Source organism: Hoeflea prorocentri, assembly GCF_027944115.1.
GTDB classification, from domain to species: Bacteria; Pseudomonadota; Alphaproteobacteria; order Rhizobiales; family Rhizobiaceae; genus Hoeflea_A; species Hoeflea_A prorocentri.
Map to the genome: position 1 here is coordinate 709,587 of NZ_JAPJZI010000001.1, position 25,219 is coordinate 734,805.

Consider the following 25,219-nt stretch of genomic DNA (forward strand, 5'->3'; position numbering starts at 1 on the left):
ATGAGCCCGCAGGACAAAGCCAAAATCGCCGCCGGGAAGGCCGCAATCGACGAATTCGTCTTCGACGGCATGAAGATCGGTCTTGGATCGGGTACGACCTCGCATTTCTTCGTGCGCTCTCTGGGGGAGCGCGTTCGCGATGGCTTGTCGATTACTGCAACCACCACGTCGCGCAGCACCACCGCTGTTGCGGAAGAGGTGGGCATTGTGATCACCGATGTGAACGATATCGGTGAACTGGACCTGACCATTGACGGGCCTGACGAAATCGACCGCGATTTCAACATGATCAAGGGCGGTGGGGCCTGTCTGCTGTGGGAAAAGATTGTCGCGCATGCCTCAAGGAAAATGATCACCATCTGCGACGAGACAAAGATCGTCGATGTGCTCGGCGCATTTCCGCTGCCGGTCGAAGTCGTGCGGTTCGGATACCGGCAGACGATGCGCCTCATTGAAAAGGCGCTGGAAAACAACGGGATCGCCGGAGCGGATATCTATCGGCGCGAGACGAATGGCGATCCGGTCATTACCGACAGCGGTCATTACATAATCGATTGTAAATGTGGTCAGATCCATGACCCTGCGGCCGTTGAAACAGCATTGAACATGATTCCGGGTGTTGTCGAAAACGGCCTGTTTACCGGTGAATCGTCCGGGATGGTCGTGGGGCATTTCGACGGTAGCACGAAAATCATCCTGAAATAGGCTGACAGGCTCACCTCCGTCTTGGTCCCTGAATAATCCAAGCCCGACCGTGTTCGGGTAACGGGACTGTGAATACCGGTTCTCAAAAGCTTCTTGGCAACAAGCCTACCATGTAGTAGGTAGATTGTGTTTTATAGAGTCGAAGGGAGTTCGTTTCATGAAAATCTATGACGTAGAGGCCTTTCCGAATCCCGTACGTGTTCGCATTGCCCTGGCCGAGAAGGGGGCGACCGACAAGGTGGACTTTGTTCCTGTTGATCTCATGGGAGGCGAGCACCGCTCAGAGACCTCCCGCGCCAAAAACCCGGATGCGGCCGTTCCCTACATGGAGCTGGAAGACGGGACCTGCATCTCACAATGTACTGCGATTACCGAGTATATAGACGGCGCTTTTGACGGCCCGTCGCTTTGCGGGGAAAATCCAAAGGAACGCGCTGTCGTTCACATGATGAACCGCCGCGCGGAGGCCGGTCTGCTTGATGCCGTTGGCGCCTATTTTCATCACGCAACGCCGGGCCTTGGTCCCGATCTGGAAACCTACCAGAACAGGGAATGGGGTGAAAAGCAGCGTGAAAACGCGACAGCGATGATGGGTTACCTTGATAACGTCCTTGCAGACAATGACTATCTGGCCGGTACGCAGTTTTCCATGGCTGATATCACTGCCTTTGCCGGATTGGCGTTTGCGGATTTTGCCAAGGTTGAAATTCCCTCGGATCTGACAAATCTGATTGCATGGCGTGAAAGAGTTTCCGCCCGTCCAAGCATTGCCGCCTAACGCGTCTTAAAAGGACCAGATCATGGAACTGAACACAGATTTTGCAAAACGCGTCCTTGTCCATTCGGACGAGGAGCCGTGGCGTGCCTCACCGATGCCCGGTGTCGACCGCCGAATGCTGGACCGGATCGGCGGCGAGGTTGCCCGTGCGACGACAATCGTCCGTTATGCGCCCGAGAGCAACTTCTCTGCCCATACCCATACGGGCGGCGAGGAGTTCATCGTGCTGGATGGTGTCTTTCAGGACGAGCATGGCGACTTTCCTGCCGGCACCTATGTGCGCAATCCGCCGACAACACGTCATGCACCCGGTTCCGACAAGGGCTGCACGATCTTTGTGAAGCTCTGGCAGTTCGACATGGATGACCGCAACCAGTTCCGCAAGGATATGGCGGAGGAGCTCGGGCCTGACGAAAACGGACTGAGGATTGCGACGCTCCACCGGGACGATCGTGAGACCGTGACCTACATGGAGGCGCAGGCCGGTGCATCCATCGAGGTGTCGGACACCGGTGGCATCGAGGTGCTCATGATTGACGGCAGCATGACGGAAGCTGGAGACATGCTTCGCAAGGGATCGTGGCTGCGGCTGCCGGAAGGCCAGAGCCTTTCGGCGGTTGCCGGCCCTGAAGGCGCAAAGGTCTGGATGAAAACCGGGCATCTGCCCTATGCAAAGCCGCCGCAGGTGTAGGTCATGGGTGATCGCTCATTGGCACTTGTCGCAGGCGCCGGTCCGGGACTGGGGTCGGCACTTATGCGTCGTTTCGAGGTCGTCGGGTATCATTCCGTCGGTCTTGTGCGCTCGCCATCCGCTGAAGCGGGTATCCTGTCCTGTGACCTCAGTGACGGCGAGGCCGTGAAGGCGGTATTGCAGCCGGCTATCGAGCAATATGGCGCCCCGAAACTGGTGGTTCACAATCCCGCCCACCTCGTCATCAGTGCGCTGGCCGATACATCACAGGCCGATTTCGAGACCTGCTGGCGCGCCATGGCGCTCAGCGCCTTCAATCTGGCGCAGGCGGTGATGGAGCCGATGGCGCAGGCCGGTGAGGGAACCTTCATCGTTTCCGGCGCCACCGCGAGCCTTCGCGGCGGGTCCCGGTTCAGTGCGTTTGCTTCGGCCAAATTCGCGCTGCGTGGGCTGACCCAATCGCTGGCGCGGGAGTTCCAGCCAGCAGGCATCCATGTGGTTCACGTCATCCTTGATGGCATTATCGACACGCCGGCCAGCCGCGCGCTTCATTCGCTCGATCCTGCCAAAATGATGAAGACCGACGATATCGCTCAGGCCTATCTTGATCTGGCGAACCAGCCGCGATCGACCTGGAGCCACGAACTCGACCTGCGGCCGCAATCCGAAAGCTTCTGATGGATACGGACGTTGCCATAATCGGTGCGGGCCTTTCCGGCCTGGCTCTTGCGCGTCGGATGGAACAGGCCGGCACGGACTATGTTGTCATCGAGGCGCGTGAGCGGATCGGCGGGCGTATCAAAACGCTTGAGTACAAGGGTGCGAGGTTTGATCTTGGTCCTTCGTGGTTCTGGCCCGGCCAACCGCGCATGGCTGAGCTTGTCAGATCGCTCGGACTTGCTGTCTTCGACCAGTATGCTGAAGGCGATCTAACCTATGAGGATGAAGCCGGCCGCGTTCAACGCGGCGTGGGTTACGCCTCGATGGAGGGGTCCTACAGGCTCGAGGGCGGCATGAGCGCGCTGATCGCAGGGCTTGCGGCAGGCCTGGCCGATGAGCGCATCCTTACCGGCAATGCCGCCATGTCTTTGTCGCTGGCAAAGGGTGTGATGCTGGCGTCCGGCGGGACAATTCGGGCGGAGCGCTATGTTCTGGCGCTTCCACCACGTGTCGCTGCGGGCCTTGTCTTTGAGCCTCAACTGTCGGATGCGCAGATGAGCACCCTGCGCTCTGTTCCCACCTGGATGGCAGGGCAGGCGAAGTTCGTGGCTGTTTACGAGCGCCCCTTCTGGCGGCAGGACGGTTTATCGGGCGATGCCATGAGCCGTCAGGGGCCGCTTGTGGAAACCCACGATGCGTCATCGCCGCAGGCTGGGCCGGGCGCTCTTTTTGGCTTTGTCGGCGTGCCAGTGCAGATAAGACAATCCAGACAGGCCGATCTGAAAGCTGCCGCACTGCAGCAGCTTGTGCGCCTGTTTGGCAATGAGGCCGGCAATCCTCTGCAAACAGCCTTGCAGGACTGGGCGTTTGAAACGGAGACTGCGGCGGAGCTCGATCATCAGGCACTGTCTAGCCATCCCCAGTATGGGTTGTCACCGGAACTTGCCGGGCTTTGGGGCGGCCGATTGATGCTTTGCGTATCGGAAACCGCTGCTGAGTTCGGAGGATATCTTGAGGGCGCTCTTGCAGCAGCTGAAACAACTGCCATGCTGCTGGAAAAGGAAATACAATGACCAAAGCCGACACACGCACGGCGTTGATGGATGCCGCCGAGCAAGCCGTCAGGGCACGCGGCCATGATGGCTTCAGCTATGCCGATCTCAGTGAAGCCATCGGCATTCGAAAGGCCAGTATCCATTATCACTTTCCGGCGAAATCCGATCTGCTGACGGCAATCATGGAGCGCTATCGGGACCGTATGAGCGCGCATCTGGCGGACATCGACCGTGCCCATGACAGCGCGTCGGAACGACTTGCGGCCTATCTGGATGTTTACCGCGTGGCTCTGCAAAACTGCACCACGACTTGCCTGTGTGTTGCCTTCTGCGTTGGACAGGACGGTCTGTCGGATGAAACCAGAACCGAGATCGGCCGTTTCCGCGCGATGGTGACCGACTGGCTAGAGGCAACATTTCGCCTCGGTGCGGAAGACAAGAGTGTCCATAGCCCTTCCGTGCCGGATGAGGAGGCTGCAGCTCTCTATTCACTCGCCGAAGGTGCGCAGATCGCCGCTCGTTTCGAAGGCAAGATGGCGCGTTTTGATGCGGCGATCGCGCAATTCATGCGTCGCCTCGAAAAGGCTGGCTAGCTGTTTGTCGTTGGTTTCAACGCGACCAGAGGGCAACGGTTGTCAGGACGATTAAGGCCGGTAGCCCGCAAGCTAGAGCCCTGGCTCCCCACCTGGCTTGAGTAGACCGATACCGGATCACAAACGCCGACATAATTGAGACAACCACTGTCAGTGTGGCCAGAACGTAAAGTCCTTTGCCAAACGATGGATAAATGTAAAAAGAACCCCGATCATCGAAATACCCTATCTGATCGATGGTGTAAGCCAACAGTGAGAAATTCACCACGGCGACAAGTGTCGCTATCGTCGTTTGGGGGCCTGGGTCCTTGCGAAAACCTTTCCAGCCGAAAAGCGACGTTCGCCGGCCGGAAAACCGTTGGTCCGGATGTTCATCCATCGTAATATCCAGTGCTAAACAGTGCGTTCCGTTATCAGCTAGCACAACGACACCCCGGAGCCGAGGCCCAGATGCCGCTTTATCCGCAGACTGAGCCACTTCAATCCGGCCGGTTATCTCAGCAAGACGGTCATTCCGTCTATTGGGAAACCCTTGGCGATCCGTCGCGCCCTGCCATGCTGTTGCTTCATGGTGGCCCCGGCGGTGGCATTGCAGCGCGCATGCCACGCCTGTTCGACCCGTCGAAATGGCATATCGTGGCCATGGACCAGCGCGGCGGCGGGCGCTCCGAGCCTCATGCCGGCGATACGCTTGATGCGCTCAGGGACAACACCACAGATCATCTGATCAGCGATATTGAACGGCTGAGGATCGAGCTGGGGATTGCGGGCTGGTACGTTTACGGCTCATCCTGGGGTGCAACGCTGGCACAGGCCTATGCCCATGCGCAGCCGGAACGGACAATGGGCATGATCCTGGCGGCGGTCACGTCCACCAGCCGTTTCGAAATCGATTTCCTCTATGGCGGCGCTGGTGATTTTCTGCCCGAGGCCTTTGAGGATTTTCTCGCGGGAGCTCCGGAAGGGGTGCCGGGGATGGGCATGGCCGCCGCCTATGGGGATCGGCTGATGTCCGGTGAACGGCGCATCGAAGAGGAGGCGGCGCGGAACTGGTGCCAATGGGAAGAGGCCGTCCTGCAAGTCGATCCGCGCGCCGAACCCACCGGGCGCTTTGAGGAGCTGAGGTTCAGCCTTGGATTTGCCCGGGTCGTTACCCTTTACTTTCGAAACCTTGCCTGGCTTGAGCCGCCATTGTTGGAGCAGGCATCGGCTCTTGCCGACATTCCTGCAATCCTGATCAACAGCCGGGTCGATCTTTCAACCCCTCTGTCAACGGCCTGGCGTTTGCACAAGGCCATGCCGCGATCGAAACTGGTGGTTATTCCCGGTGCATTGCACGGAACACTCTATGGTCCGTTGTCCGAAGCGGTGATCGAGGCGGGAAACAGTTTTGCGGATGATATTTAGGAAAATGGTCTAACGGTATGGGAAAAAACCAATATCTTTCTTTCTCAATCAGCCTTTGAGATGCTGAGAGGAGAGCGCGGTCATGATGCCGCGCAGTTCGGCCAATCCGCGCATGCGGCCGACCAGAGGGTAACCTGGCATGGAATCCCGTTTCAGATCATCAAGCAGTTCCTGCCCGTGATCCGGGCGCATCGGTATCACCGCGTCGGCCTGTCCTTTGGCCCGCCGCCTTTCTTCCTCTGAAAGCAGTGCAGCGATCACGGCGACCATGTCCGTATCGCCATCGAGATGGGCGTCTTCGAAGAAACTATGTTTGTTGTCGAAGCTGACGCCGCTGCGGGTCGTGTTGCGCAGGTGAACGAAACGGACGCGGTGGCCCCATTTGCGAATAAAAGATACGAAATCGACATTCTCGGCAACGCCCATCGATCCGGTGCACAGTGTAATGCCGTTGGCCGGGGAATCCACGGCTTCCATGATGTGGGCATAGTCTTCGACCGTCGACATGATGCGGGGTAGGCCGAGGATAGGAAAGGGCGGATCATCCGGGTGACAGCACAAGCGAAGGCCGAGACGCTCCGCCGTCGGCACGACGGCTTCCAGAAACGCCACGAGGTTTTGCCTCAGAACATTGTGATCAATGTCCGCATAGACACCCAGAAGCGACCTGATTTCCTCAAGTGACCATTCGTCGTTGGCGCCGGGAAGCCCGGCCACGATATTGCGCTCAATGGTTGTCTTTTCCTGTGCGCTCATTTCCGAATGGCGCTTTTCGGCAAGATCGCGCACTTGGCTCGGGTAGTCGTCCGCCGCGCCTTGCCGGCCAAGCAGATAGATGTCGAAGGCCGCGAATTCGGCAAGGTCGAACCGCATGGCAGTGCCGCCATTGGCAAGCGGCCAGCGAAGATGTGTTCTGGTCCAGTCGAGAACCGGCATGAAGTTGTAGCAGATGGTCTTCAGCCCCGCGGCCGCAAGGTTTTCAAGGCTGACCCGGTAGTTGTCGATATGGTTTTCCCAGCCCGGGCCAGCTGTCTTGATCGTCTCTGAAACCGGCAGGCTTTCGACGACCTCCCACTCAAGGCCCGTCGGTCGCCCGTCAGCGGTCGTTGCAATTTCGCGCTGCCTTTTGGCTATTTCGTCCGAGGGCCAGACTGCTCCGGTTTCAACGTGATGAAGGGCTGACACCACGCCTTCGACGCCGATCTGCGCAAGCTGGTCAATCGAAATTGTGTCGGCGGGGCCGAACCAGCGCCATGTCTGCCGCATTACGCAAGTCCTGCCGCGAGACTGTCGCCCGTATCCGTGGAAAACAGATGCAGATGCTCCCGATTGATGGAAATGCCGATCCGCGTGTCGGGTTCGATGGGCGTCTGGCCGCTCAGGTGGATCGTCACCGGGTTTCCGTCGTCGCTGTTGCCGTAGACAAAGGATTCCCCGCCCAGCTGCTCGGTATCGCGCACGGAAACCACGAGGTCGGCCTTGTCTTCATCGACAACGGTGAGGTGGTTCGGCCGATAGCCCAAAGTGACCTTGTCATCGCCGTTCAAGTTAAACCTGTTGGCTTCGACGGAAAAGCTTGTGTCGGCGCCGTTGTGGAACTCCGCCTTTCCATCTCCGGACGCGGAAATCGTCCCTTCCATGAAGTTCATCTTGGGCGAGCCGATAAAGCCGGCGACAAAGATATTCGCCGGATGATTGTAGATATCGAGCGGCGCGCCGAACTGTTCCACCTCACCAAGGCGCAGGACGGCAATCTTGTCGGCCATGGTCATGGCCTCGACCTGATCATGGGTGACGTAGATCATCGTGTTGCCTAGGCGGCGATGCAGGGAAGCGATTTCCCCGCGCATATCGACACGCAGTTCGGCATCAAGGTTGGAGAGCGGCTCGTCGAAGAGAAAGATTGACGGCTCGCGCACCACGGCCCGACCGATCGCAACGCGCTGGCGTTGTCCGCCGGACAAATCCTTTGGCTTGCGATCGAGAAGCATGTCGATCTGCAGCATCTTGGCGACTTCCATGACCTTCTCGTCGATCTGTGCCCTTGGTGTGTTGACGTTCTCAAGACCGAAGGAAAGGTTCTGGCGTACCGACATATGCGGATAGAGCGCATAGGACTGGAACACCATGGCCAGGCCCCGGTCGGCTGCGGGGATATCGTTTACCACCTGGCCATCTATCGCGATCGTTCCGTCGGTTATCGCCTCGAGGCCCGAGACCATTCTCAGCAGCGTCGATTTTCCGCAGCCCGACGGGCCGACAAAAACACAGAAATCTCCCCGTTCGATGTTGAGATCGACACCTTTGATGACATCCACGGTTCCGTAGGATTTGCGGACGTTGTTCAATACGAGTTGACCCATCATTTGCCTCCCGTCGATGCAATTCCGGTTGCGATGTATTTCTGCAGGAAGACGAACACCAGAGCGATGGGCAGCAGCACCAATATCGTCATGGCGAGCAGGTTGCTCCATTCGGTCTTCAGTTCGCCCTGGAACGCGTTGAGCGCCAGTTGCAGGGTGAAGTTGTCGCTGCTGGACAGAACGATGAGCGGCCACAGGAAGTCGTTCCAGCGCCACATGATGGCAAGGATTGCAAGAACCGCGATTGCCGGCGCACTCAAGGGTACGATGATCCGCCAGTAGATTTTCCATTCGCTCGCCTTGTCCATGCGGGCGGCATCAAGGATTTCATCGGGGATCGTCAGCATGTACTGACGTAACAGGAAGACTCCCGTTGGCGTCGCGGCGCCGGGTATGATGACCCCCCACAAGCTGTCGCTCATGGCAAGTTCCTTGGTGATAAGGAAGAGCGGCACGAGCACAACAGTCTGTGGGACCATCAAAGTTCCAATGACAAGGGCAAGCACCACCATTCGCCCCCGGAACTGATATTTCGACAGCGCAAAGGCGGCCATGGAATTGACCAGCAGCATGATTGCCGTTGAGATAACCGTTATGAAGACGCTGTTGCTGAAGAAGCGCAGGAAATTGAACCGATCAAACAGCTCGCCGTAATTGTCCCAGGCCAGGGAGAACCGCTCGATCGCCTGCCGGTCATTGATGTCGACCTTGAGGCGTTCCTTGGGCGCATCCGGCCTGACCATCTGGGCGACCAGACCGACGCGGCGGATTTGTGCAAGGGTTTCCCCCGCATATTCGCCGCCGGTAATCCGGTAAAGGGGCAGAGGATCGTCATAACCGTCCACGGCGATCGTCTCCTGCGCCATCGGCAGGATCCGCGGCGGAAAGCGGGACAGTTCCTCCTCGGTCTTGAAGGAAGACAGTCCCAGCCAGATAACCGGAAGGAACATCAAGAGCACGCCAAGGAACAGGTAGCCGTAGGACAGCCAATCAGTCCAGTCGAGCTTGCCGACGCCCCGGGTGCGGGTAAGAAATGCAATTGCCCTAGCCATCGACGTTCTTCCTGTTAACCCAGAGTTGCACGAAGGTCAGCGCGACGAGGATGCCGGCAAGCATGATCGATGCCGCGGCCGCCGGTCCGAACAGTCTTGGCGCGCCGGCAAAGCCGGTCTCATAGATATACTGAATGATGAGGGTGGTTGCCGAACCTGGTCCGCCATTGGTGAAGGCATAGACTTCATCGAATGTCTGCACGCCCTTGATGAGGGCCAGAACGAGCACGACCAGCATGGTCGGCATCAAAAGCGGCAGGGTGATCTTTCGGAAGGTCCGCCAAGGGGTGGCCCGGTCCATTTTTGCTGCTTCATAGACATCGCGGGGAATGGCCTGCAGTCCGGCAAGAAGGATAAGTGTGTAAAAGCCCATATGCGCCCAGATGGATAGAAACACGCTCCAACCGAAAGCCCAGGAGGCATCAAGCAGCCAGTTGAAGCTGCTGAAACCCATGCCCTCCAGCCAGGCGTTGAGAACGCCCTCGCGCTGCAGTACCCATTTCCAGATCAGGGCAACGACAACCGGAGACAGAAGCACCGGGAAAAAGAACACGCTGCGGAAAAATCCCCGCGCCCTGATGTCACGGTTGAGAATGAGCGCCGTGATCAGAGAAAAGGCGACCATGAGGCCGACCTGCAGGACGACAAAGAGGACGGTGTTGTGAACGGCGCGCCAGAAAAGGTCGTCTTTGCAACTGACCGGATCGAGATAATTCGCGCAACTCAGCAGTTCATCGAAGTTGCTTGTTCCGACGAATGGACGGTCACGCAGCAGGATCGCATCGGAGCCTGTCATGGAATAAACGAGGTTCAGGATAACCGGCAGAAAGGCAAAGATGCCGAACAGCAGCAGGTTTGGCGCCAGGAACAGCCATGCGGGATTTTTCAAGCCCAGCTTAAGCTGCAGGAACCTCATGGGAATTTCGATGGGGCGCATCAAAGCGCCGACAACGTTCAACATCACACACCTCCGCGGCGGGCAACCGTTCTGACCGGTGGGCTGAAAGCCGCGCAGTCCCGGTCCGAACCTGTTGCATTGCATGCTGCCCGCCGGGCCAAGGCCCGGCGGGGGATGATCGAACTAGTTCGATTCGGCCAGGGCCTTGGCAAGGTCGTCCTTGGCCCGGGTCATGGCGTCGTCAACGGACAATTCGCCGACGATGGCCTGGGTTACGCGCTGCACGGTGATGTTGAACATGGCGCGGTTGTTCTTGTAACCCTGATAGGCGAAGGCGATAGGCGACACTTTGCCGACCTGGGCGCCCCAGGCGTTAAGTGCGGCTGCGGCCGGAGCCGATGCGCCCTCATAGTCGACGCCGGCGGCTGCAACACCCAGATGTGCCGGGATATTGCGGGTCTTGGCCGTCATTTCAGCGTAGTTGCCTTCCTGTGCCAGATAGTCGATGGCCTTGGCGACAAGTTCCGGATGCTCGGTCTGCGAGAAGCCGACAATACCGGCACCGCCCGGCATGCCGGAGCAACCGCCGTCACCGCAGGGCGAACCCACGACGACCCAGTCGAATCCATCGCCGATCTGGTCGTCCATCTTTGCAACCTGCCAGCTTCCCGAATAGTAGTAGACGAGCTGGCCGTTGATGAATTCCTTGGAGGCGTCCTGATAGCTGGAGCCGCCGGAACCGGCCCAAACGTCGCGGGCCATGGTGCCGTCATTGTTCCAGTCAACGAATTTCTGGACATAGGCGGTGAAAGCGTCATCCACGAGGAACGGCACACCATCGGGACCAAACAGTTTGGCACCATAGGAGATTGCCGGTCCGGCGATGCGGTGGCCGGAGCGGTCCATGGCCATGGGGAATTTGGTTTCCGTCTTCTTGGCAACCTCAAGTGATGCCTTGGCCCAATCATCCCAGCTTGCCTCAGGACTCGGGACATCTACGCCAGCCTGATCGAAGAGCGTCTTGTTGATGAATGCGCCGGTGATGGTGAGCTGCGAATGCAGGCCGTAAATCCCGTCATCGTCCGGACCCTTGCGGTACCAGTCCAGCGTGCCACCGAAGCTGTCTTCCCAATATTTCTTGTCGACGTAGGGTGTGAGATCCAGGTAAAACTCGCTCAGGCCGCCGAGGTCGGTGACCTTGGCCATGTCCGGCCCGGTTCCGGCTGAAAGCTGTACCGGCAGGCTTTCAAGGATTGCCTTGTAGGGCACTTCGTCGATCTTGACGGTGACGCCCGGGTTTTCCTTTTCGAAACGGTCGAAGATTTCCCGCGCCGTTTCGCATTCATTGCCGTCACTCGAGCACATATAGGTAATTTCCTGTGCCATTGCCGAGCCGGCTGACAGTGTCAGACCGAGTCCAGCGACCGCAAATGCGGTCCCGACGGTTTTTTTCAGTTGAGACATTTGGCTCCTCCCTTTCAATTTAAAGCCTTTCTGTTCCCGGCATCCAGCCGTCGTAAAGCGGATGCGCATTATCAAGCGGCAGATTGACGAACTCCCCCGTTCTGCCCGAATGGTAGATGGCCGTTACCAACTCCATTGATCTCCTTCCGTCCTCCAGCATAACCGCATCGTTGCCCCTCTTGTCCAGAAAATCCGCAACGGCCTCGAAGAAGCCGGCAAATCCGGGACGGGCGACCGGCTGTTTTGAAATGAACCGGTCGAGGGTATCCTGATCCGCATTTCCACGCGCTTTGAAGGTCCAGGCGCCTTCAGCCGGTGCATAGGGCTCCGTGCCGCTTTCGGCGGTAAGATGCTCGAAACAGAAGCGCAGCCGTGTCGTATCGTCTGCGGCGCCGAGAGTAATGGAACTCGTTGCCAGTGCGCCGTTTTCCATCTCCAGCGAGATAGCGGCGCAATCTTCCACCTCGATGTCGTTGACGCGGGTGGCCGTCATTGCAGCGAGCCGTTTGATCGGTCCAAGAACCCTGCAGAGCAGGTCATGATTGTGAATGGCGTGACCGAGAACCGCGCCGCCCTGTTCGCCCTTCCAGGTGCCGCGCCATGGGTTTGCATAGTAGTTGGCGTCGCGGTGCCAATGGGTCTCGATGCTTGCGGTGAGGGGCTTGCCGGCGAAACCGTCCTGCATCAGCGCTTTGAGGATCGCGGTTCCCTGTCCGTAACGGTACTGGAAAACCGGAAAGACAGTTTTGCCGGTTTCGTTTGATTTTTGCGCCAGCAGATCGGCCTCTTGCAAGGATCCCACCAGCGGCTTTTCGCACACCACCTCCTTGCCGGCTTCGAGTGCCGCAACACAGGTGCTGAAATGGAGATGCGGCGGCAGGCAGACATCAACAAGATCGATAGAAGGGTCGGCCAGTACGGCGCCCAGCTCCGTTTCGATTGTAATGTCCTGACGCCCTGCCAGAACGGATGCGGCGCGCTCCTTATCCAGATCGCAGAGCGTTGCCACCGAGAAGCGGTCCGGCAACTGGAGATAGCCCGCCAGGTGCTCCTTGCCTATGCCGGCGCCAATGATGGCCACGCGCCTTGTCATGGCGAGGTCTCCGCAATCTGCCGGTCGGCCAAAGCCTGGGCCTTGAGACCAAGCTCCATCACCTTGAAGCAATGGGCCTGCGGCATCGCCGTCTCTGTGCGTTCCTCAATGTCGCGGGCAAGATTGGCGAAATAGGGATATCCGGCATCCGACGCATCGATGTGTTCGCACCTGTCTCCGTTGACGAGAATGAGGTGATCCGTCGTCTCGCTGCGGGCGACATCGACGTATTTGCGCAGCTCGATATAGCCTTCGGTGCCGAGGATTGTCAGCCGTCCGTCGCCCCAGGTCGGAAGCCCGTCCGGCGTATACCAGTCGACGCGGATATAGCCGTGTGCCTTGCCGCTGCGCAGTGCGAGTTCACCGAAATCCTGCAGGCCCGGATCACCGGGATTAGCATAATTGCCGGCGCTTGCCATGGTGATTTGCGCATCGCTCGAGCCGGTAAAGAACAGGAACTGATCGATCTGGTGGGAGGCGATATCACAGATAATGCCGCCATAATGCTGTTTTTCGAAAAACCATGACGGGCGGGTGTGGCGGTTGAGACGGTGTGGTCCGAGACCGACCGTCTGGATGACGTCGCCGATCGCCCCGGCCTGCACGAGTTCTGCCGCTTTTGTCACGCAGGCAACTTCGAAGCGTTCGGAAAAATCGACCGACCAGATGCGTCCGGTCCGTTCCGTACAGGCTTTGATGTCCTCCAGCTGCTCCAGTGTGGTGCAGCCGGGCTTGTCGACCATGACGTCCTTGCCGTGCTCCATCGCCTCGATCGCAAGCGCCGCCCGATCGGACGGTATTGAGGCAATCAGGATAAGGTCGATGTCCGGATCTTCCAGAATTGTGCGGCGATCCGAAACGCGCGGCACACCGGGGAAGCGCTTGTCAAAGCCGTCCAGGGTGCCGGGATCGCCCTGCGTCCACCAGGCGACAAAATCCGCACCCACGGCCTGCATATGCGCCGACTGACCGTAGATATGACGGTGATCAAGGCCGATTGCTGCGAATTTCAGTTGTTTTGACATTTACTGCAAGAATTCCGGGTAGGGCACTGTTACAGCGCATTTTTTTGTCGATGATTCTATCAATGCATCAATCAGTGCATGGACGTTTAGAGCTGTCCGGCCGCTCACCAACGGCGCTTCTGTCCTGGCGAATGCGTCGGCGAAATTCCCGATGATGTCGCGGTGCCATTCATGGGTGAATGCCATCGGGTCGGCGCCGCCCCCGGTGGTCGCGGTAGCGCCAAATTCTTCTTCCCGGCCGTCGTGCCAGCGAAGGTTCAGTATGCCCGACTGCAGATGCGCAACGCCCTTTGAACCGTGAAGCGTGATGCTTTCCGCATCACCGGGAAAGCTCGCCGTTGACGCGATCAGTGAGCCGGATGCGCCGTTTTCCATGCGCATGGCCGCCGTCACATAGTCTTCGGCTTCCATCTTGTGGAGCAGGGTTGTATGAGCCATCGCCTGCACCTCGGCAACACGCCCGGCAAGGCTTAGCATCAAATCCAGCGAGTGGATCGCCTGTGAGATCAGGACACCGCCTCCATCGCGGTCATAGGTGCCGCGTCCGGGCTCGTCATAATAGGATTGTTCGCGCCACCAGGGCACGTTGACTTCCACGATGGCCAGTTCGCCAAGCTGATCGCCCGCAATCAGTTCGGCCAGACGGCGCGAGGCGGCCCGAACCCGGTGTTGGAAGACCACCCCAAGGCTGACACCTGCCTTTTCGCAGGTCTCGACGATCGTGCGGGCCGTGTCCAGGTTTCGCTCAACCGGCTTTTCCATGAGGATCGATTTTCCAGCCGCCGCCAGTTTCCGGACAATTTCAGTCCGTGCGTTGGGCGGGGTAAGCACAATCACCCAGTCGACATCCGCATCGCCCGCGAGAGCGTCGATATCGCTGTAGGTCTCTACACCGTATCCGCACAGGGCCGACGCATTGTGGGCAAATACCGCAGCCCTTTCTGCTTGCCGCGACAAAACACCCTTGAGACGGATTTTGTCTGACAGGTCGGCAACGGATTGCAGGTGCGCTTTTGCGACCATTCCGGTTCCGACAATTGCAACGGTCTGGGTTGAATTTACTGCCAAGCTCTCTTAACCTCGACCCATGTATACCTGTATACAGGTTAGACTAAACAGGATGAGGATGATCGTGCAAGGAAAAATTCGCCCCTGTGGAAGCGGGATGGCCGATGGCGCGAAGTGAAAGAGTTGCCGGACGTTTTTTTGATCAGCCGGATCAGCAACCGCTCGATCATGACCGGGCGGTTGGTGCGCAGATATTCGACCGCCTGAAACTGGCGATCCTGACCATGGACATCGCGCCGGGCTCGCTTATCTCCGAAGTTGAGATCGGCCGCAGATTTTCAGCGAGCCGCACGCCGGTACGCGAAGCGCTTATGCGCCTGCGTGAGGCGGGCCTTGTGGTGACCAGCGCGGGCAGGGGGAATTTCGCCACCAAGCTTTCAGAAGCGCGGCTGCGCGAAGCACAGTTTATCCGTCAGATCCTTGAGATCGGGATTGTCGAGGCTCTGTGCAGGACCGGGCTGTCTGAAGCGAGCAGAGCGGCCATCGAAAACAATCTCGAAGATCAGCGACGCAACCTGTCAACGGAAAACAAACACGAGTTTCAGCGCCTGGATGATGAATTTCACCAGGCGCTTGCTCGTGCAACCGGTGTGCCGCGCATAGCTGCGATTTTGGAACGCGAGAAGATGGTCCTGGACCGGCTTCGGGTTCTGTCGCTTGAGGACGAAAGCCATATCGAGATGCTTTACGGGCAGCATGCCGGCATCTTTGAAGCCATTGCCAGCCAGGACCGAAAACGGGCGGTTGCGGTCATGACCGATCATCTGACCTCCGTCCTGCAGACGCTTTCGACGCTCGCCATGCGGCACAGGGAATATTTCGAGTGAATAATCAGGACCGGGCCATTTGCGGTGATGCCGAAGCGATTTATGCCGAGATCAAGGATGCGCCGATTGTGTCGCCACACGGGCATTGCGATCCTGCCTGGTTCTGTAACGATGCGCCCTTTGACGATCCTTCGAGCCTGCTGATCAAGCCTGATCATTATGTTTTCCGCATGCTCTACAGTCAGGGCGTTGATCTTGCCGATCTCGGATTGGGAGATGCGGGTGCCGGTCGTGACCCGCGCGCCATTTTCAGGCTGTTTGCCTCCAACTGGCATTTGTTCCTCGGAACGGCCAGCAGGCGTTGGCTCGACTACTCTTTCAAGACGGTTTTCGGGATCGAAGAGGAGTTGTCGGCACAGACGGCCGATCGCTTCTATGACCGTCTGGAGGCTTGCCTTCAGTCCGAGGCGTTCCGGCCACGAGCCTTGTTTGAGAAATTCAACATCGAGGTGCTGGCGACAACCGATGGAGCCCTCGACAATCTTGAGCACCACGCGGCCATCCGCGCCAGCGATTGGAGCGGGCGCATCGTTCCGACATTCCGGCCAGACAGTGTTATCAATCCGGCGCATGTGCGTTTTTGCGAGGACGTGCGCGTGCTGGGGGAACTGACCGGCGAGGATACGGGCAGCTTTGACGGGTATCTGAGGGCGCTTCGGGCAAGGCGTGTTTTCTTCAAGGCCGCAGGCGCAACGGCCACGGATCACGACGTTTCAGACCTTTATAGCGAGTGGCTGGGTGAGGCGGAGCGTGACGCTCTTTTCAAACAGGCTGCCGCCGGTTCGCTCGGCGAGGCCGATGCCGTGCGCCTGCACGGGCACATGCTGATCGAGATGGCGCAGATGTCGGTTGAGGACGGTCTGGTCATGCAATTGCATGCCGGTTCCGTGCGCTCGACCAATCGGAAACTTCTTGAGGCCTACGGCCCCGACATGGGCGCCGATATTCCCAAATCCGTCGACTGGGTTCATGGTCTTGGCGCGCTTTTGAACCGTGTCGGCAACAGTCCTGACCTGACACTTATCCTCTTCACACTCGATGAAAGCACCTATTCACGCGAGTTGGCGCCCATGGTGGGGCATTGGCCGGCTCTAAGGCTTGGGCCGCCCTGGTGGTTTCACGACAGCGAAGCCGGAATCGCGCGGTATTTCGACCGCGTGGTTGAAAGCGCAGGATATTGGAACCTTGCCGGTTTCAATGACGATACGCGGGCTTTCACATCCATTCCCGCCCGGCATGATCTGTGGCGACGCGGTGTTGCCGTTCACCTCGGCGAGCAGATATCCCGCGGACGGATGACGCGGGCCGATGCCGGTTCGATTGCCCGGTTGCTCGCCTGCGATCTGGCGCGCGACACCTATCGTCTCGGGGCCGGATGAGATGCCGAAGATCCTGCATTTCGGCGTTGGCAACTTCCACAGGGCCCATCAGGCCTGGTACACCGCACAGGCAAATGCAATATCTGATGAGCAATGGTCGATCACCGGTGTTTCGTTGCGCAGCGCCGGAATTCGCGATCGCCTCGCATCGCAGAATTTTGAATATACGCTGGTCATCAAGGATGCGCAGAGTGTCGATTGCCGGACCATCGATGTCATCGATGACATTCTCGTCGCGGCCGAGAACGCGCAAGCGGTTGTTGAGGCCATTGCCGACCCGCAGACGGCTGTCGTTACCCTGACCGTGACTGAGAAAGGTTATCACCTCGATCCGTCAGATGGCGGGCTCAATCTTTCAGATCCGGCCATATCGGAGGACCTTGGCTCGGGTTCTCCAAAAACCATCTATGGCTTTCTTGCGGAGGGCCTGCGGCGCAGGCGGGAGAGGGGTGGCGCCGCGCTCAACATTGTGAGTTGCGATAACCTGCCTGATAACGGGTCGAAACTTCGCCGCGCCTTGTCCTCCTATTGCACAGCCGCGGAGATTGACCTCGCAGATTATCCGGAGCGCGGCCTGGCCTTCGCAAACACGATGGTCGACCGGATTGTGCCGGCGACAGATGACGCCTTGCGTGATGAGGTCTTTGCACGCACGGGCAGGCGCGATGCGCATCCCGTTTCCACGGAGGTCTTCACCGAATGGTACATTGAGGATGTTTTGCATGCGCCCTATCCGGACTGGGCGTCTGTCGGTGCGCGGCTGGTGAAGGATGTCGAGCCGTTCGAGCTCAGAAAACTTCGCCTATTGAATGGCTCCCACTCGCTTCTGGCCTATGCAGGGCTGCTTGCCGGGTATGTTTATGTACATGAGGCGGTCGGCGATCCGACAATCCGTAAACGGGTCGAACAACTCATGGCGGAAGCCACGCAAACGCTTCCCGGTGAAAGCCGCACAGATGCAACGGGTTATTGCAGGGCGCTGTTTGAACGGTTTGAGAACCCCAACCTTAACCACCGGCTTGAGCAGATCGCCATGGATGGTTCGCTCAAGCTCCCCATCCGTATTGTCCCGGTCATTCGCGAACTGGAGCAGCTTGGATGTTCGGCAGAGGCTGCGCATGGCGCGATGGTCACCTGGGCCGATTATGTTATTCGGACCGTCCGCCTGTCAGGGGAGCTGAATGATCCGAAGTCGTCCGAAATGACCGCGATCATCCGACAATCGAACGATGATGTGCTTTTGCACAACCGGTTGCTTCAACTTCTGTTATAGGCCCGATCAGCCGGATTGGGACCGTTTGAGTTCTGATGCCTGCCCGGTCACCGTTTCGGTCAGTTGCCAGCGACAGTAAAAGGTGGCGGCAACCGCGCCGACCAGTTGCGCGGCGACAAAGAGCGGCACGCCGCCGGGCTGTATTCCGGCAAATGTGTCGGATAGTCCGCGGGCGATGGTTACGGCAGGGTTTGCAAAGGATGTCGACGCGGTAAACCAGTAGGCGGCCGTGATGTAGAGCCCCACCGCCATTGGCACGGCACCGTCTTTGAACCGCAAGGTCATGAGGATGACGAAGACAAGGCCGAAGGTTGCGACAAACTCGGCAAACCATTGGTCAGGGCCCGTGCGCACAGTCTCGGAGAGCTGAAACAGGCTTTCGGCAAACATGAGGTGGGCCGCCCATACGCCAAGGATCCCACCGATGATCTGGCACGCAACGTAGGACAGCGCGTGTGCAGCGTCGATCTCGCGCCGGATCAGGAAGGCGAGGGTGACGGCGGGATTGAAATGGGCGCCCGAGACGGGGCCAAGCATGGTGATCAGCACAACCAGAATCGCGCCGGTGGGTATGGTGTTTCCAAGCAGCGCGATGGCGACATTTCCGTCGGCCAGCCGCTCGGCCATGATGCCGGAGCCGACAACCGTTGCCAAAAGAAAGCCGGTGCCGATCAGCTCGGCGCCGAGGCGTTGAGATATTGCGAAGTTCACGATGTTCCCCTGCCGATTTCGTCAAGCCTCTTCTGCAGCGTCAGCTTGTCGAGGCTGGTCAGCGGCAGGGAGGCGAAAATGGAAATTCTGTTGTTGAGCATCCGGTAGGCATTGGCGAATGCAAGGTGGATTTCTGCTTCCGATCCGGTTGCGGCGGCCGGATCTGGAACGCCCCAATGGGCTGAAAGGGGCTGACCCGGCCATACCGGGCACGCCTCGTTCGCCGCGTTGTCGCAAACGGTGAAAACGAAATCCAGCCGGGGTGCTTCGGGCGCCGTAAACTCCTCCCAGTTCTTGGACCGGGCAAAGGAGGTGTCGTAATTCATCTGCTTCAGAAGGTCGATCGTGTAAGGGTGGACTTCGCCCTTGGGCTGGGAGCCAGCGGAATAGGCCTTGAACCGCCCCCGGCCTTCGCGATTGGCGATCGCTTCGGCGATGATCGACCGGGCGGAGTTTCCGGTGCACAGAAACAGGACATTGAATGGCGTGTCACTCATGGCATTCTCCTCAACTTGCACAGGCGATTTCCTCGATCAGCGGTTGGCAGACTTCGGGGCGCCCGCCGCAGCAATCTTCCATCAGGAAGGCAAGCAGCCCGCGTACCGCGTCAAAGTCGGCGAAATATCGGATCGTTCGTCCGCTGCGTTCATTGCGAACCAACCCGGCGTTTAAAAGCACCGTGAGATTGGCCGACATCGTGTTGGGGCGCACGTCCAGCCGCTTGCTCATTTCCCCTGACAGCATTCCCTCGGCGCCCGCGACAATGAGCAACCGGAATACCTCCAGTCGCGTTTCCTGTGACAGGGCGGAAAAGGCGGAAAGTGTCTTTAATCTATCCATATTTCATGAATAATTGAAATGTTGAATAAAGGCAATATCCCGTTATCCGGCTTTTGCACGTCTGTCGCCTGTTGCCTTGTCTTCCTATTGTTAGGTATGAACTTGTAGTGACAAATATCGTTGGCGTTCCCCCGGCCTGCTCGGATGGACTGAACAGTCCGCATCTATCCAGGTGTTCCCGAGCGCCATGATCGCGAACAGCAAGAGAAAGAACCGGAAACTTCATGGCCAACAAGCTGAAAATCGGATTAATCCGCGCGTCCCTGCCAAGCTATTTTCCTGAAAAGCACAATGTGTGGGCAAGGGCGGAGAAGATGCTCGGTGACCTTTGCAACACCCATGAGGTCGAGTTTTTTGCTCCTAAGGACGTTCCGATCAACGGTCAGGATACGGTTCGCGTCCTGGAGCAATGCGCGGTCGAAGGCGTGGATTTTGTGCTGTTGCTGCATGGCGGGTTCACCATGGGCGATGTGGCGCGCACTGTCGCGGCTTCTGCGTTTCGCGCCGGATTCTGGTCGGTTCCCGAGCCGGTGCGCACGGGCGATGTGCAGCTAAACAATTTTGTGTCCCTGAACATGTCGCTCTCGATTGCCCGGCAGGTGCGCGATCTGAAGACCCGTCCGGTCACCTGGTACCATGGCGCCCCGGAAAGCCAGGCTCTGAAGGACCGGCTTTCAACGACGCTGCGCGCCCTCAAGGCGGCGAAAGCGCTTGTTGGCGCGCGTATCGGAATGGTGGGCGGATTGGCCATGACCTTTTACAATATGGAGGTCTCCACCAACGTTCTCAGGCAGAGGCTTGGCGTCGAGGTGGCCAATCATGACATGCATGAACTGACCGGCCGTATGAATGCGATCGATGACAGCCGGGTACTGGCTGAACTTGCAGCCCTGCGGGCGGCGGCAACTGTGGACGGTATCAGCGATTCGCAGATGGAGATTACGGCCCGGTGTACTCTGGCGCTTCGCGATATTGCCGCCGATGGCGGGTATGAGGCGCTGACGCTCAGCGATTGGCCGGCACTGCAGGAAGATCCCGGAATGCATCCGGGTGCGGCGTTTTCAATGCTGGAGGAAGTGGACGACATACCCGTCGTCTCGGAGGGCGATGTGCTCGGGGCGGTTACGCAACTTGTTGCGAAAGCGCTGTCGGGACGTGTCGGCTACCTTCTCGATATGACTGAGCCGGACCTCGATTCCGGACAGCTTCTGATGTGGCATGGCGGGGGCGGGCCGCTTTACCTGGCAGATGAGGCAGGAGCGCGATGGATCAACCATCCGATGATCGGTCGGGGGACGGAGCAAGGCCCGATCTATGGCGCAATCAGTGACCTGGTTTTTAAGGATGGGCCGGTCAGCGTTTTTCGTGTGGCGCGAGACGCTGGCGCGCTCTTTTCGATGAATGCGACGGTTTCGGGCCGCGACCCGTCAGGATTCACCGGATGTCGCGGTTGGCTTGAGGATTTCACCATCGACGGAACGGATGCATCTCTCGAGGATGTTGTGGCAACCGTGATGGCGCACGGGCTGGAGCACCACTTTGTACTGGTGCCGGGCGACATTCGGGCGCCATTGGCTGAATTCGGTGCCTGGCTCAGTATGGATACGCTGTCCTATCGCCCGATGCGCGACCATCTGGACATCAGAGACTTCAGCTGATTGCCGCCGCTCTACTTCCCGGCGGCCTTTTCCAGCTTGCGAAAAAGGTCGAGGAATATCTCGTCGCGCTGCACATCATGCGCCTCGCGCATCATATGGCGCGACGGATCGTGCCGCCAATGCAGGCTCTCATCCAGAATGGGTGAGGTGGTCAGATGGGTCGGAACCCATTGGGGATCGACCAGCCAGGCAATGTTGATGATATCCCAGATCACCCATGTGCGTTGTTCGGTATTGGTCAGTGCAAACATGCGGTGAAGCGGGTTATGGGTATAAAGGTGCCATAGATAATCGCCGATTGCTCCGCGTCCCTTGACGAACTTTTCCATTTCCGGATGAGAAATCTTGAGCTGGGCGCCGACGTGGTAGCCCGGCAGATAGATATGCGGGACACCGCAATCGAACAACAGCCGGGATGCGTGAAGGTCCTGAAAAAGGTTCAGCGACGGCCGGTTGCTGTGAGGTGCCGTGGAGGGGTAGGACGATGTCCAGATGACGATGACGCGCTCCATGATTTCCGGCGCGCGCAGCAACGCCGAGGCGATATTGGTCACGCAGCCCATGGCTGCGATATAAAGCGGATCGTCGCCTGATTTTGCCAGGTCGATGATGGTGTCCACCGCCTCTGACGGCACCGGTTCGTCGGCAGCGCTCATGTAGCGGTCCGCACCTCGAAACACTTTTCCAGCCGACGGTATCGCCAGCTTTTCGTAGACGGTCAGGATCTCCTGATAGCTCAGTTCCATGCCTTCGGCGGGACCGACGAACTCGACGTCTTCGGCGCGTCGACCCTGTGCGTGCAGCCGGTGTATCCAGCCCTGAAAACCCCCGACGAGATGTTCGCTTTTCTGGGTTCCTTCCTCGATCGCGCGTTCGGCGGCGATGAGTTCGGGCCTGTGATGCGCAAAAGAAAACGGCTCGGCAGTCACGGCTTCAACCGTCATTTTTTCCGGTGAGAGCAGGGCCCAGGCGATGGCGTACTGATCGTCTATTTCATTGGCGGCATCGGTATCGATCAACAACCGAACCGGTCGGTCGCCGCCCGGCAGGGCAAGCCGCTCGCGCATCAGATCTTCGGGCAGTTTTGAAAAGCGTGACATGATACGATCCTCAGACGTGCCGCGGCATGCGTGTTTGCGATGAAAGATTGAAGCTCACGGAGCCATTGCGGATGACTTCCTCGTGGAAGACCGTCCGGTCTGCATCGTCAAAAGCCGAACAGGCCTGTTTCAGAAGAGGGGTGCCTTCCGCGACGCCCAGGCTGGAGGCGATATCCGAGGTGGCGGCAATCGGGCTGATGTCCTCGCAGGCCGTCGACCATTCAAGATTGAAGCGGCCGCTCAGGATGCGCAGGATCGACTGTCCCGGTCCGGTTTCGGGAAAGTCTGCCGGCGTTGCATCCTTCATCAGATCGTAGGGGGCGTAGGTCAGAACCAGCATGCGCGGCTGGGCGTCAACAAGGCGCAGGCGGCTGATGCGCATCAGCGGTCTTGACACAAGATCCTGGGGCAGTTCGGCCGCGGCGGGATCGTCCTGCTGCAGCAACTCCATGCCAAGGAAACGGGATGTCGGCTCACGTCCGGCACGCAGCATGGCATCGGTGAAGGATGTCAGGCAGGTGTCCGACGCCGGCGAAAGCGTGACCACGCGATATCCGGAGCCCTGTCGGCTTTCGATATAGCCGTCATGAACGAGCATATCGAGGGCGCGCCTTATCGTGACCCGGCTGACCTCAAAATGCTCGGCCAGTTCACCTTCGGTCGGCATGCGGCCGCCGACCGGGTACAGTCCGGCCTTCAGCCTTTGCAGCATGACCCTGTAGGCCCGTTCGTATTTCGGTGCGGCTTCGGTGGTGGCTGTTGTGTCAATCATAGTGGGCTCCACAGCATGTGTCGTTGCGAAGTATCGTGTGTCGAATTCTTGTCTGTCATGGCGTGTTCTCCTGCGTTAAAGGACGCAGCACAAGTGCGGGCAAACCGTCTTTTGCGGCGGCGATCGTGCCGCGGTTCATTTCTTCCGGAAAACTTTCAAGCCTGACGACGGTGGAGGTGTCAGCGCCGTCGAAGGTGACCAGCGCAAAGCTGCCATCAGCCCCTTCGGTGCGCCTTTCCAGTGTTGCGGTGCCGGGAAGGGGGGTCCATGTTCCCTCGGCGCAACCGCAGGTGCAGGTTCTCAACGGGACAAAACTCACCTTGCCGCATGCAGCGCAGGTTCTTGCCAGTGCGGAGCCGGCTTCAAGCGCCTCGACCCATGGCTGGAGCCAGCCGGGGGCCAGATTGTAGTCGAGCTGAAGACGGTGTGGAATCATTTTGCATCCCCTTGCGCCAGAAGGGTGACAGCCGCCGTCGTGCAAATGCCGCCATGGGTATCGGCCAACGCATAGGCCGGAGGTGTTTCCGGTTGCAGCCCGCTTTCATTGCGACCTTCAAGAAAGAGGGCGCAATTGGCTGTCTGGCCAACGCCGATCGCGCCGACCGGAGCGCCGAGTCCCATCATGCCGCCGGAAAGATTGACGGGCAGGCTGCCGTCCGGGGCGAAACGACCATCCCGCAACTCTCGGCCAACGTCGTCGCTGATGCCCAGACCGTCAAGGGCCTGAAGCTGCGCACCGGCATAGGAATCATAGACCTCGGCAAGGCCGATATCCTGCGGCCTGATGCCGGACTGTTTGCAAGCGCGTTTCATTGAGACAGTCTTTGCTTCAAACCGTCCCTTTTGCGGCCGCGCACCGAGGTGAACGGCGTCGGTTGCCGCCCCGGTTCCGCAGATGCGCGGCGCGGTCCGGCGGCTCATCGGCGCCGCACCAGGACCGCACAGGATCAAAGCAGCGGCACCGTCGCTGAGCGGTGAACAATGAAGCCGGCGATAAGGAGAAGCAATCGCCGGGGACTGTTCGATTTCCTCTGTCGTGTGCGCGCGGCCAAGATGGGCCTTGTCGTTTTTCATGGCGTTTGCGCGGTTCTGGATTGTCACCGCGGCAAGATGCGTTGCGTCGAGCCCATTGTCGTCAGCAAAGATCTGCCAAGAAAGGGCATAGAGCGCGGTTGCGGTTACGCCCGTCATGCCATCGCTCCAGGCGTCGAAGGAATAGCCGTAGAGGTTGCGGATCGCATCGCCGGACAAGTGAGAGGCCGATGGATCGACGCCGACAATTGCAACGCGGGCAGCCTGGCCGGAAAGGATCGCGTGTACACCGGCGTGAACCGCCAGCTGACCTGACGCGCCGCCGCCTTCCACCCGCATCGTTGCCGCATGATCAAGACCGAAATCGGTCCCCAACACCGAGGCGGGATTGAGTTGAAGCGTGAAAAAATCGCTTTCCGAGGCAACAACCAGGAGATCGATGTCTGCGGTATCCATGCCGCTCATGTCAAGTGCGGCATCAAAGGCTTCGGCCGCCCAATCGCGAAAGGATGAGTTATCCTTGCGGCGGTTAAACGGGGTTTGCGCAGCTCCGGCGACAATCACCATACCGGCAATTCCAATCCCTTTATGTCCAATTTGTACATACACATTAGTTTCACTGTGGAAAGCCTGTCAACCGGCGAGCTCCGCAACGGGTTCCGGAGCCCATAGGGCTGATGAAAAAAACAAAGGCCTATTGCCGCTATTGCCGATTCGCTCTCGCCTGACGAATGGGATTTCAAGATTCAGAGCGATGTCCGGTATGTGCCGGAAA

General features: G+C 58.8%; 26 protein-coding genes. 11 read left to right on the forward strand and 15 right to left on the reverse strand.

Features of this window, described 5'->3' with window-relative positions; genetic code table 11:
- The 7 genes from rpiA to OQ273_RS03290 all read left to right on the forward strand — a co-directional run bounded on the left by rpiA (window position 1) and on the right by OQ273_RS03290 (window position 5,889).
- A complete protein-coding gene (gene rpiA, locus OQ273_RS03260; RefSeq protein ID WP_267989043.1) occupies window positions 1–705 on the forward strand; it encodes a ribose-5-phosphate isomerase RpiA in 705 nt (234 codons plus the stop codon).
- A 157-nt stretch (window positions 706–862) separates the two neighbouring features.
- Entirely contained in the window at window positions 863–1,483 is a 621-nt protein-coding gene (locus tag OQ273_RS03265; protein WP_267989044.1) for a glutathione S-transferase family protein, read from the forward strand.
- A gap of 22 nt (window positions 1,484–1,505) precedes the next feature.
- Window positions 1,506–2,174 carry a cupin domain-containing protein gene (locus OQ273_RS03270; RefSeq protein WP_267989045.1) on the forward strand — a complete coding sequence of 223 codons (669 nt, stop codon included), beginning with the start codon at window positions 1,506–1,508 and terminating at the stop codon, window positions 2,172–2,174.
- Between the two features lie 3 nt (window positions 2,175–2,177).
- The gene (locus OQ273_RS03275; protein WP_267989046.1) at window positions 2,178–2,852 is read left to right on the forward strand and encodes an SDR family NAD(P)-dependent oxidoreductase; all 675 of its coding nucleotides are present in this window, start codon (window positions 2,178–2,180) and stop codon (window positions 2,850–2,852) included.
- Complete coding sequence (locus tag OQ273_RS03280) at window positions 2,852–3,907, forward strand: flavin monoamine oxidase family protein (protein WP_267989047.1); 1,056 nt, start codon at window positions 2,852–2,854, stop codon at window positions 3,905–3,907. Before OQ273_RS03275 ends, OQ273_RS03280 begins: the two co-directional genes overlap by 1 nt.
- Complete coding sequence (locus OQ273_RS03285) at window positions 3,904–4,482, forward strand: TetR/AcrR family transcriptional regulator (RefSeq protein WP_267989048.1); 579 nt, start codon at window positions 3,904–3,906, stop codon at window positions 4,480–4,482. Before OQ273_RS03280 ends, OQ273_RS03285 begins: the two co-directional genes overlap by 4 nt.
- Before the next feature lie 450 nt (window positions 4,483–4,932).
- Window positions 4,933–5,889 (forward strand): alpha/beta fold hydrolase, encoded by a 957-nt coding sequence (locus OQ273_RS03290; RefSeq protein WP_267989049.1) that lies wholly within the window; start codon window positions 4,933–4,935, stop codon window positions 5,887–5,889.
- Between the two features lie 48 nt (window positions 5,890–5,937).
- Here OQ273_RS03290 and uxuA read toward each other — a convergent pair whose 3' ends face one another.
- The 8 genes from uxuA to OQ273_RS03330 all read right to left on the reverse strand — a co-directional run bounded on the left by uxuA (window position 5,938) and on the right by OQ273_RS03330 (window position 14,852).
- Window positions 5,938–7,155, reverse strand: a complete 1,218-nt coding sequence (uxuA, locus tag OQ273_RS03295; protein ID WP_267989050.1) for a mannonate dehydratase — start codon at window positions 7,153–7,155, stop codon at window positions 5,938–5,940.
- A complete protein-coding gene (locus OQ273_RS03300; protein WP_267989051.1) occupies window positions 7,155–8,252 on the reverse strand; it encodes an ABC transporter ATP-binding protein in 1,098 nt (365 codons plus the stop codon). The genes uxuA and OQ273_RS03300 overlap by 1 nt, the downstream gene beginning before the upstream one ends.
- Window positions 8,252–9,304, reverse strand: coding sequence for a carbohydrate ABC transporter permease (locus OQ273_RS03305; protein WP_267989052.1), 1,053 nt, complete (start codon window positions 9,302–9,304; stop codon window positions 8,252–8,254). The genes OQ273_RS03300 and OQ273_RS03305 overlap by 1 nt, the downstream gene beginning before the upstream one ends.
- Window positions 9,297–10,265: a carbohydrate ABC transporter permease gene (locus OQ273_RS03310; protein ID WP_267989053.1), complete on the reverse strand. Its 969-nt coding sequence runs from the start codon at window positions 10,263–10,265 to the stop codon at window positions 9,297–9,299. The genes OQ273_RS03305 and OQ273_RS03310 overlap by 8 nt, the downstream gene beginning before the upstream one ends.
- Window positions 10,266–10,385: 120 nt before the next feature.
- Window positions 10,386–11,666: an ABC transporter substrate-binding protein gene (locus tag OQ273_RS03315; protein ID WP_267989054.1), complete on the reverse strand. Its 1,281-nt coding sequence runs from the start codon at window positions 11,664–11,666 to the stop codon at window positions 10,386–10,388.
- A 19-nt stretch (window positions 11,667–11,685) separates the two neighbouring features.
- Window positions 11,686–12,759, reverse strand: a complete 1,074-nt coding sequence (locus tag OQ273_RS03320) for a Gfo/Idh/MocA family protein (protein WP_267989055.1) — start codon at window positions 12,757–12,759, stop codon at window positions 11,686–11,688.
- Entirely contained in the window at window positions 12,756–13,784 is a 1,029-nt protein-coding gene (locus OQ273_RS03325; RefSeq protein ID WP_267989056.1) for a Gfo/Idh/MocA family protein, read from the reverse strand. The genes OQ273_RS03320 and OQ273_RS03325 overlap by 4 nt, the downstream gene beginning before the upstream one ends.
- On the reverse strand, window positions 13,785–14,852 hold the full coding sequence (locus OQ273_RS03330) for a Gfo/Idh/MocA family protein (protein ID WP_267989057.1): 1,068 nt from the start codon (window positions 14,850–14,852) through the stop codon (window positions 13,785–13,787). It abuts the gene before it with no gap.
- 104 nt (window positions 14,853–14,956) lie between these two features.
- Between OQ273_RS03330 and OQ273_RS03335 the strand changes: the two genes are divergently transcribed.
- From OQ273_RS03335 to OQ273_RS03345, 3 genes are read left to right on the forward strand one after another with little or no spacing between them, the layout of a single operon-like run.
- Entirely contained in the window at window positions 14,957–15,679 is a 723-nt protein-coding gene (locus OQ273_RS03335) for a GntR family transcriptional regulator (RefSeq protein WP_267989058.1), read from the forward strand.
- A complete protein-coding gene (gene uxaC / locus OQ273_RS03340; RefSeq protein ID WP_267989059.1) occupies window positions 15,676–17,058 on the forward strand; it encodes a glucuronate isomerase in 1,383 nt (460 codons plus the stop codon). The genes OQ273_RS03335 and uxaC overlap by 4 nt, the downstream gene beginning before the upstream one ends.
- Window position 17,059: 1 nt before the next feature.
- Window positions 17,060–18,331, forward strand: coding sequence for a mannitol dehydrogenase family protein (locus tag OQ273_RS03345; RefSeq protein WP_267989060.1), 1,272 nt, complete (start codon window positions 17,060–17,062; stop codon window positions 18,329–18,331).
- Between the two features lie 6 nt (window positions 18,332–18,337).
- Here OQ273_RS03345 and OQ273_RS03350 read toward each other — a convergent pair whose 3' ends face one another.
- The 3 genes from OQ273_RS03350 to OQ273_RS03360 are packed head-to-tail and all read right to left on the reverse strand — an operon-like array spanning window position 18,338 to window position 19,882.
- Window positions 18,338–19,042: an MIP/aquaporin family protein gene (locus OQ273_RS03350; protein WP_267989061.1), complete on the reverse strand. Its 705-nt coding sequence runs from the start codon at window positions 19,040–19,042 to the stop codon at window positions 18,338–18,340.
- The gene (locus OQ273_RS03355; protein WP_267989062.1) at window positions 19,039–19,539 is read right to left on the reverse strand and encodes an arsenate reductase ArsC; all 501 of its coding nucleotides are present in this window, start codon (window positions 19,537–19,539) and stop codon (window positions 19,039–19,041) included. Before OQ273_RS03355 ends, OQ273_RS03350 begins: the two co-directional genes overlap by 4 nt.
- A 10-nt stretch (window positions 19,540–19,549) precedes the next feature.
- A complete protein-coding gene (locus OQ273_RS03360; protein WP_267989063.1) occupies window positions 19,550–19,882 on the reverse strand; it encodes an ArsR/SmtB family transcription factor in 333 nt (110 codons plus the stop codon).
- Between the two features lie 224 nt (window positions 19,883–20,106).
- Here OQ273_RS03360 and OQ273_RS03365 point away from each other — a divergent pair, with 224 nt between their 5' ends.
- A complete protein-coding gene (locus OQ273_RS03365; protein WP_267989064.1) occupies window positions 20,107–21,540 on the forward strand; it encodes an L-fucose/L-arabinose isomerase family protein in 1,434 nt (477 codons plus the stop codon).
- Between the two features lie 11 nt (window positions 21,541–21,551).
- Here the strand turns inward: OQ273_RS03365 and OQ273_RS03370 are convergent, their stop codons facing one another.
- The 4 genes from OQ273_RS03370 to OQ273_RS03385 are packed head-to-tail and all read right to left on the reverse strand — an operon-like array spanning window position 21,552 to window position 25,011.
- Window positions 21,552–22,640 (reverse strand): nucleoside hydrolase, encoded by a 1,089-nt coding sequence (locus tag OQ273_RS03370; RefSeq protein ID WP_267989065.1) that lies wholly within the window; start codon window positions 22,638–22,640, stop codon window positions 21,552–21,554.
- A 10-nt stretch (window positions 22,641–22,650) separates the two neighbouring features.
- Window positions 22,651–23,412 (reverse strand): GntR family transcriptional regulator, encoded by a 762-nt coding sequence (locus OQ273_RS03375; RefSeq protein WP_267989066.1) that lies wholly within the window; start codon window positions 23,410–23,412, stop codon window positions 22,651–22,653.
- A gap of 55 nt (window positions 23,413–23,467) precedes the next feature.
- Complete coding sequence (locus tag OQ273_RS03380; protein WP_267989067.1) at window positions 23,468–23,848, reverse strand: hypothetical protein; 381 nt, start codon at window positions 23,846–23,848, stop codon at window positions 23,468–23,470.
- Window positions 23,845–25,011: a thiolase family protein gene (locus tag OQ273_RS03385; RefSeq protein WP_267989068.1), complete on the reverse strand. Its 1,167-nt coding sequence runs from the start codon at window positions 25,009–25,011 to the stop codon at window positions 23,845–23,847. Before OQ273_RS03385 ends, OQ273_RS03380 begins: the two co-directional genes overlap by 4 nt.
- Window positions 25,012–25,219: the final 208 nt, after the last annotated feature.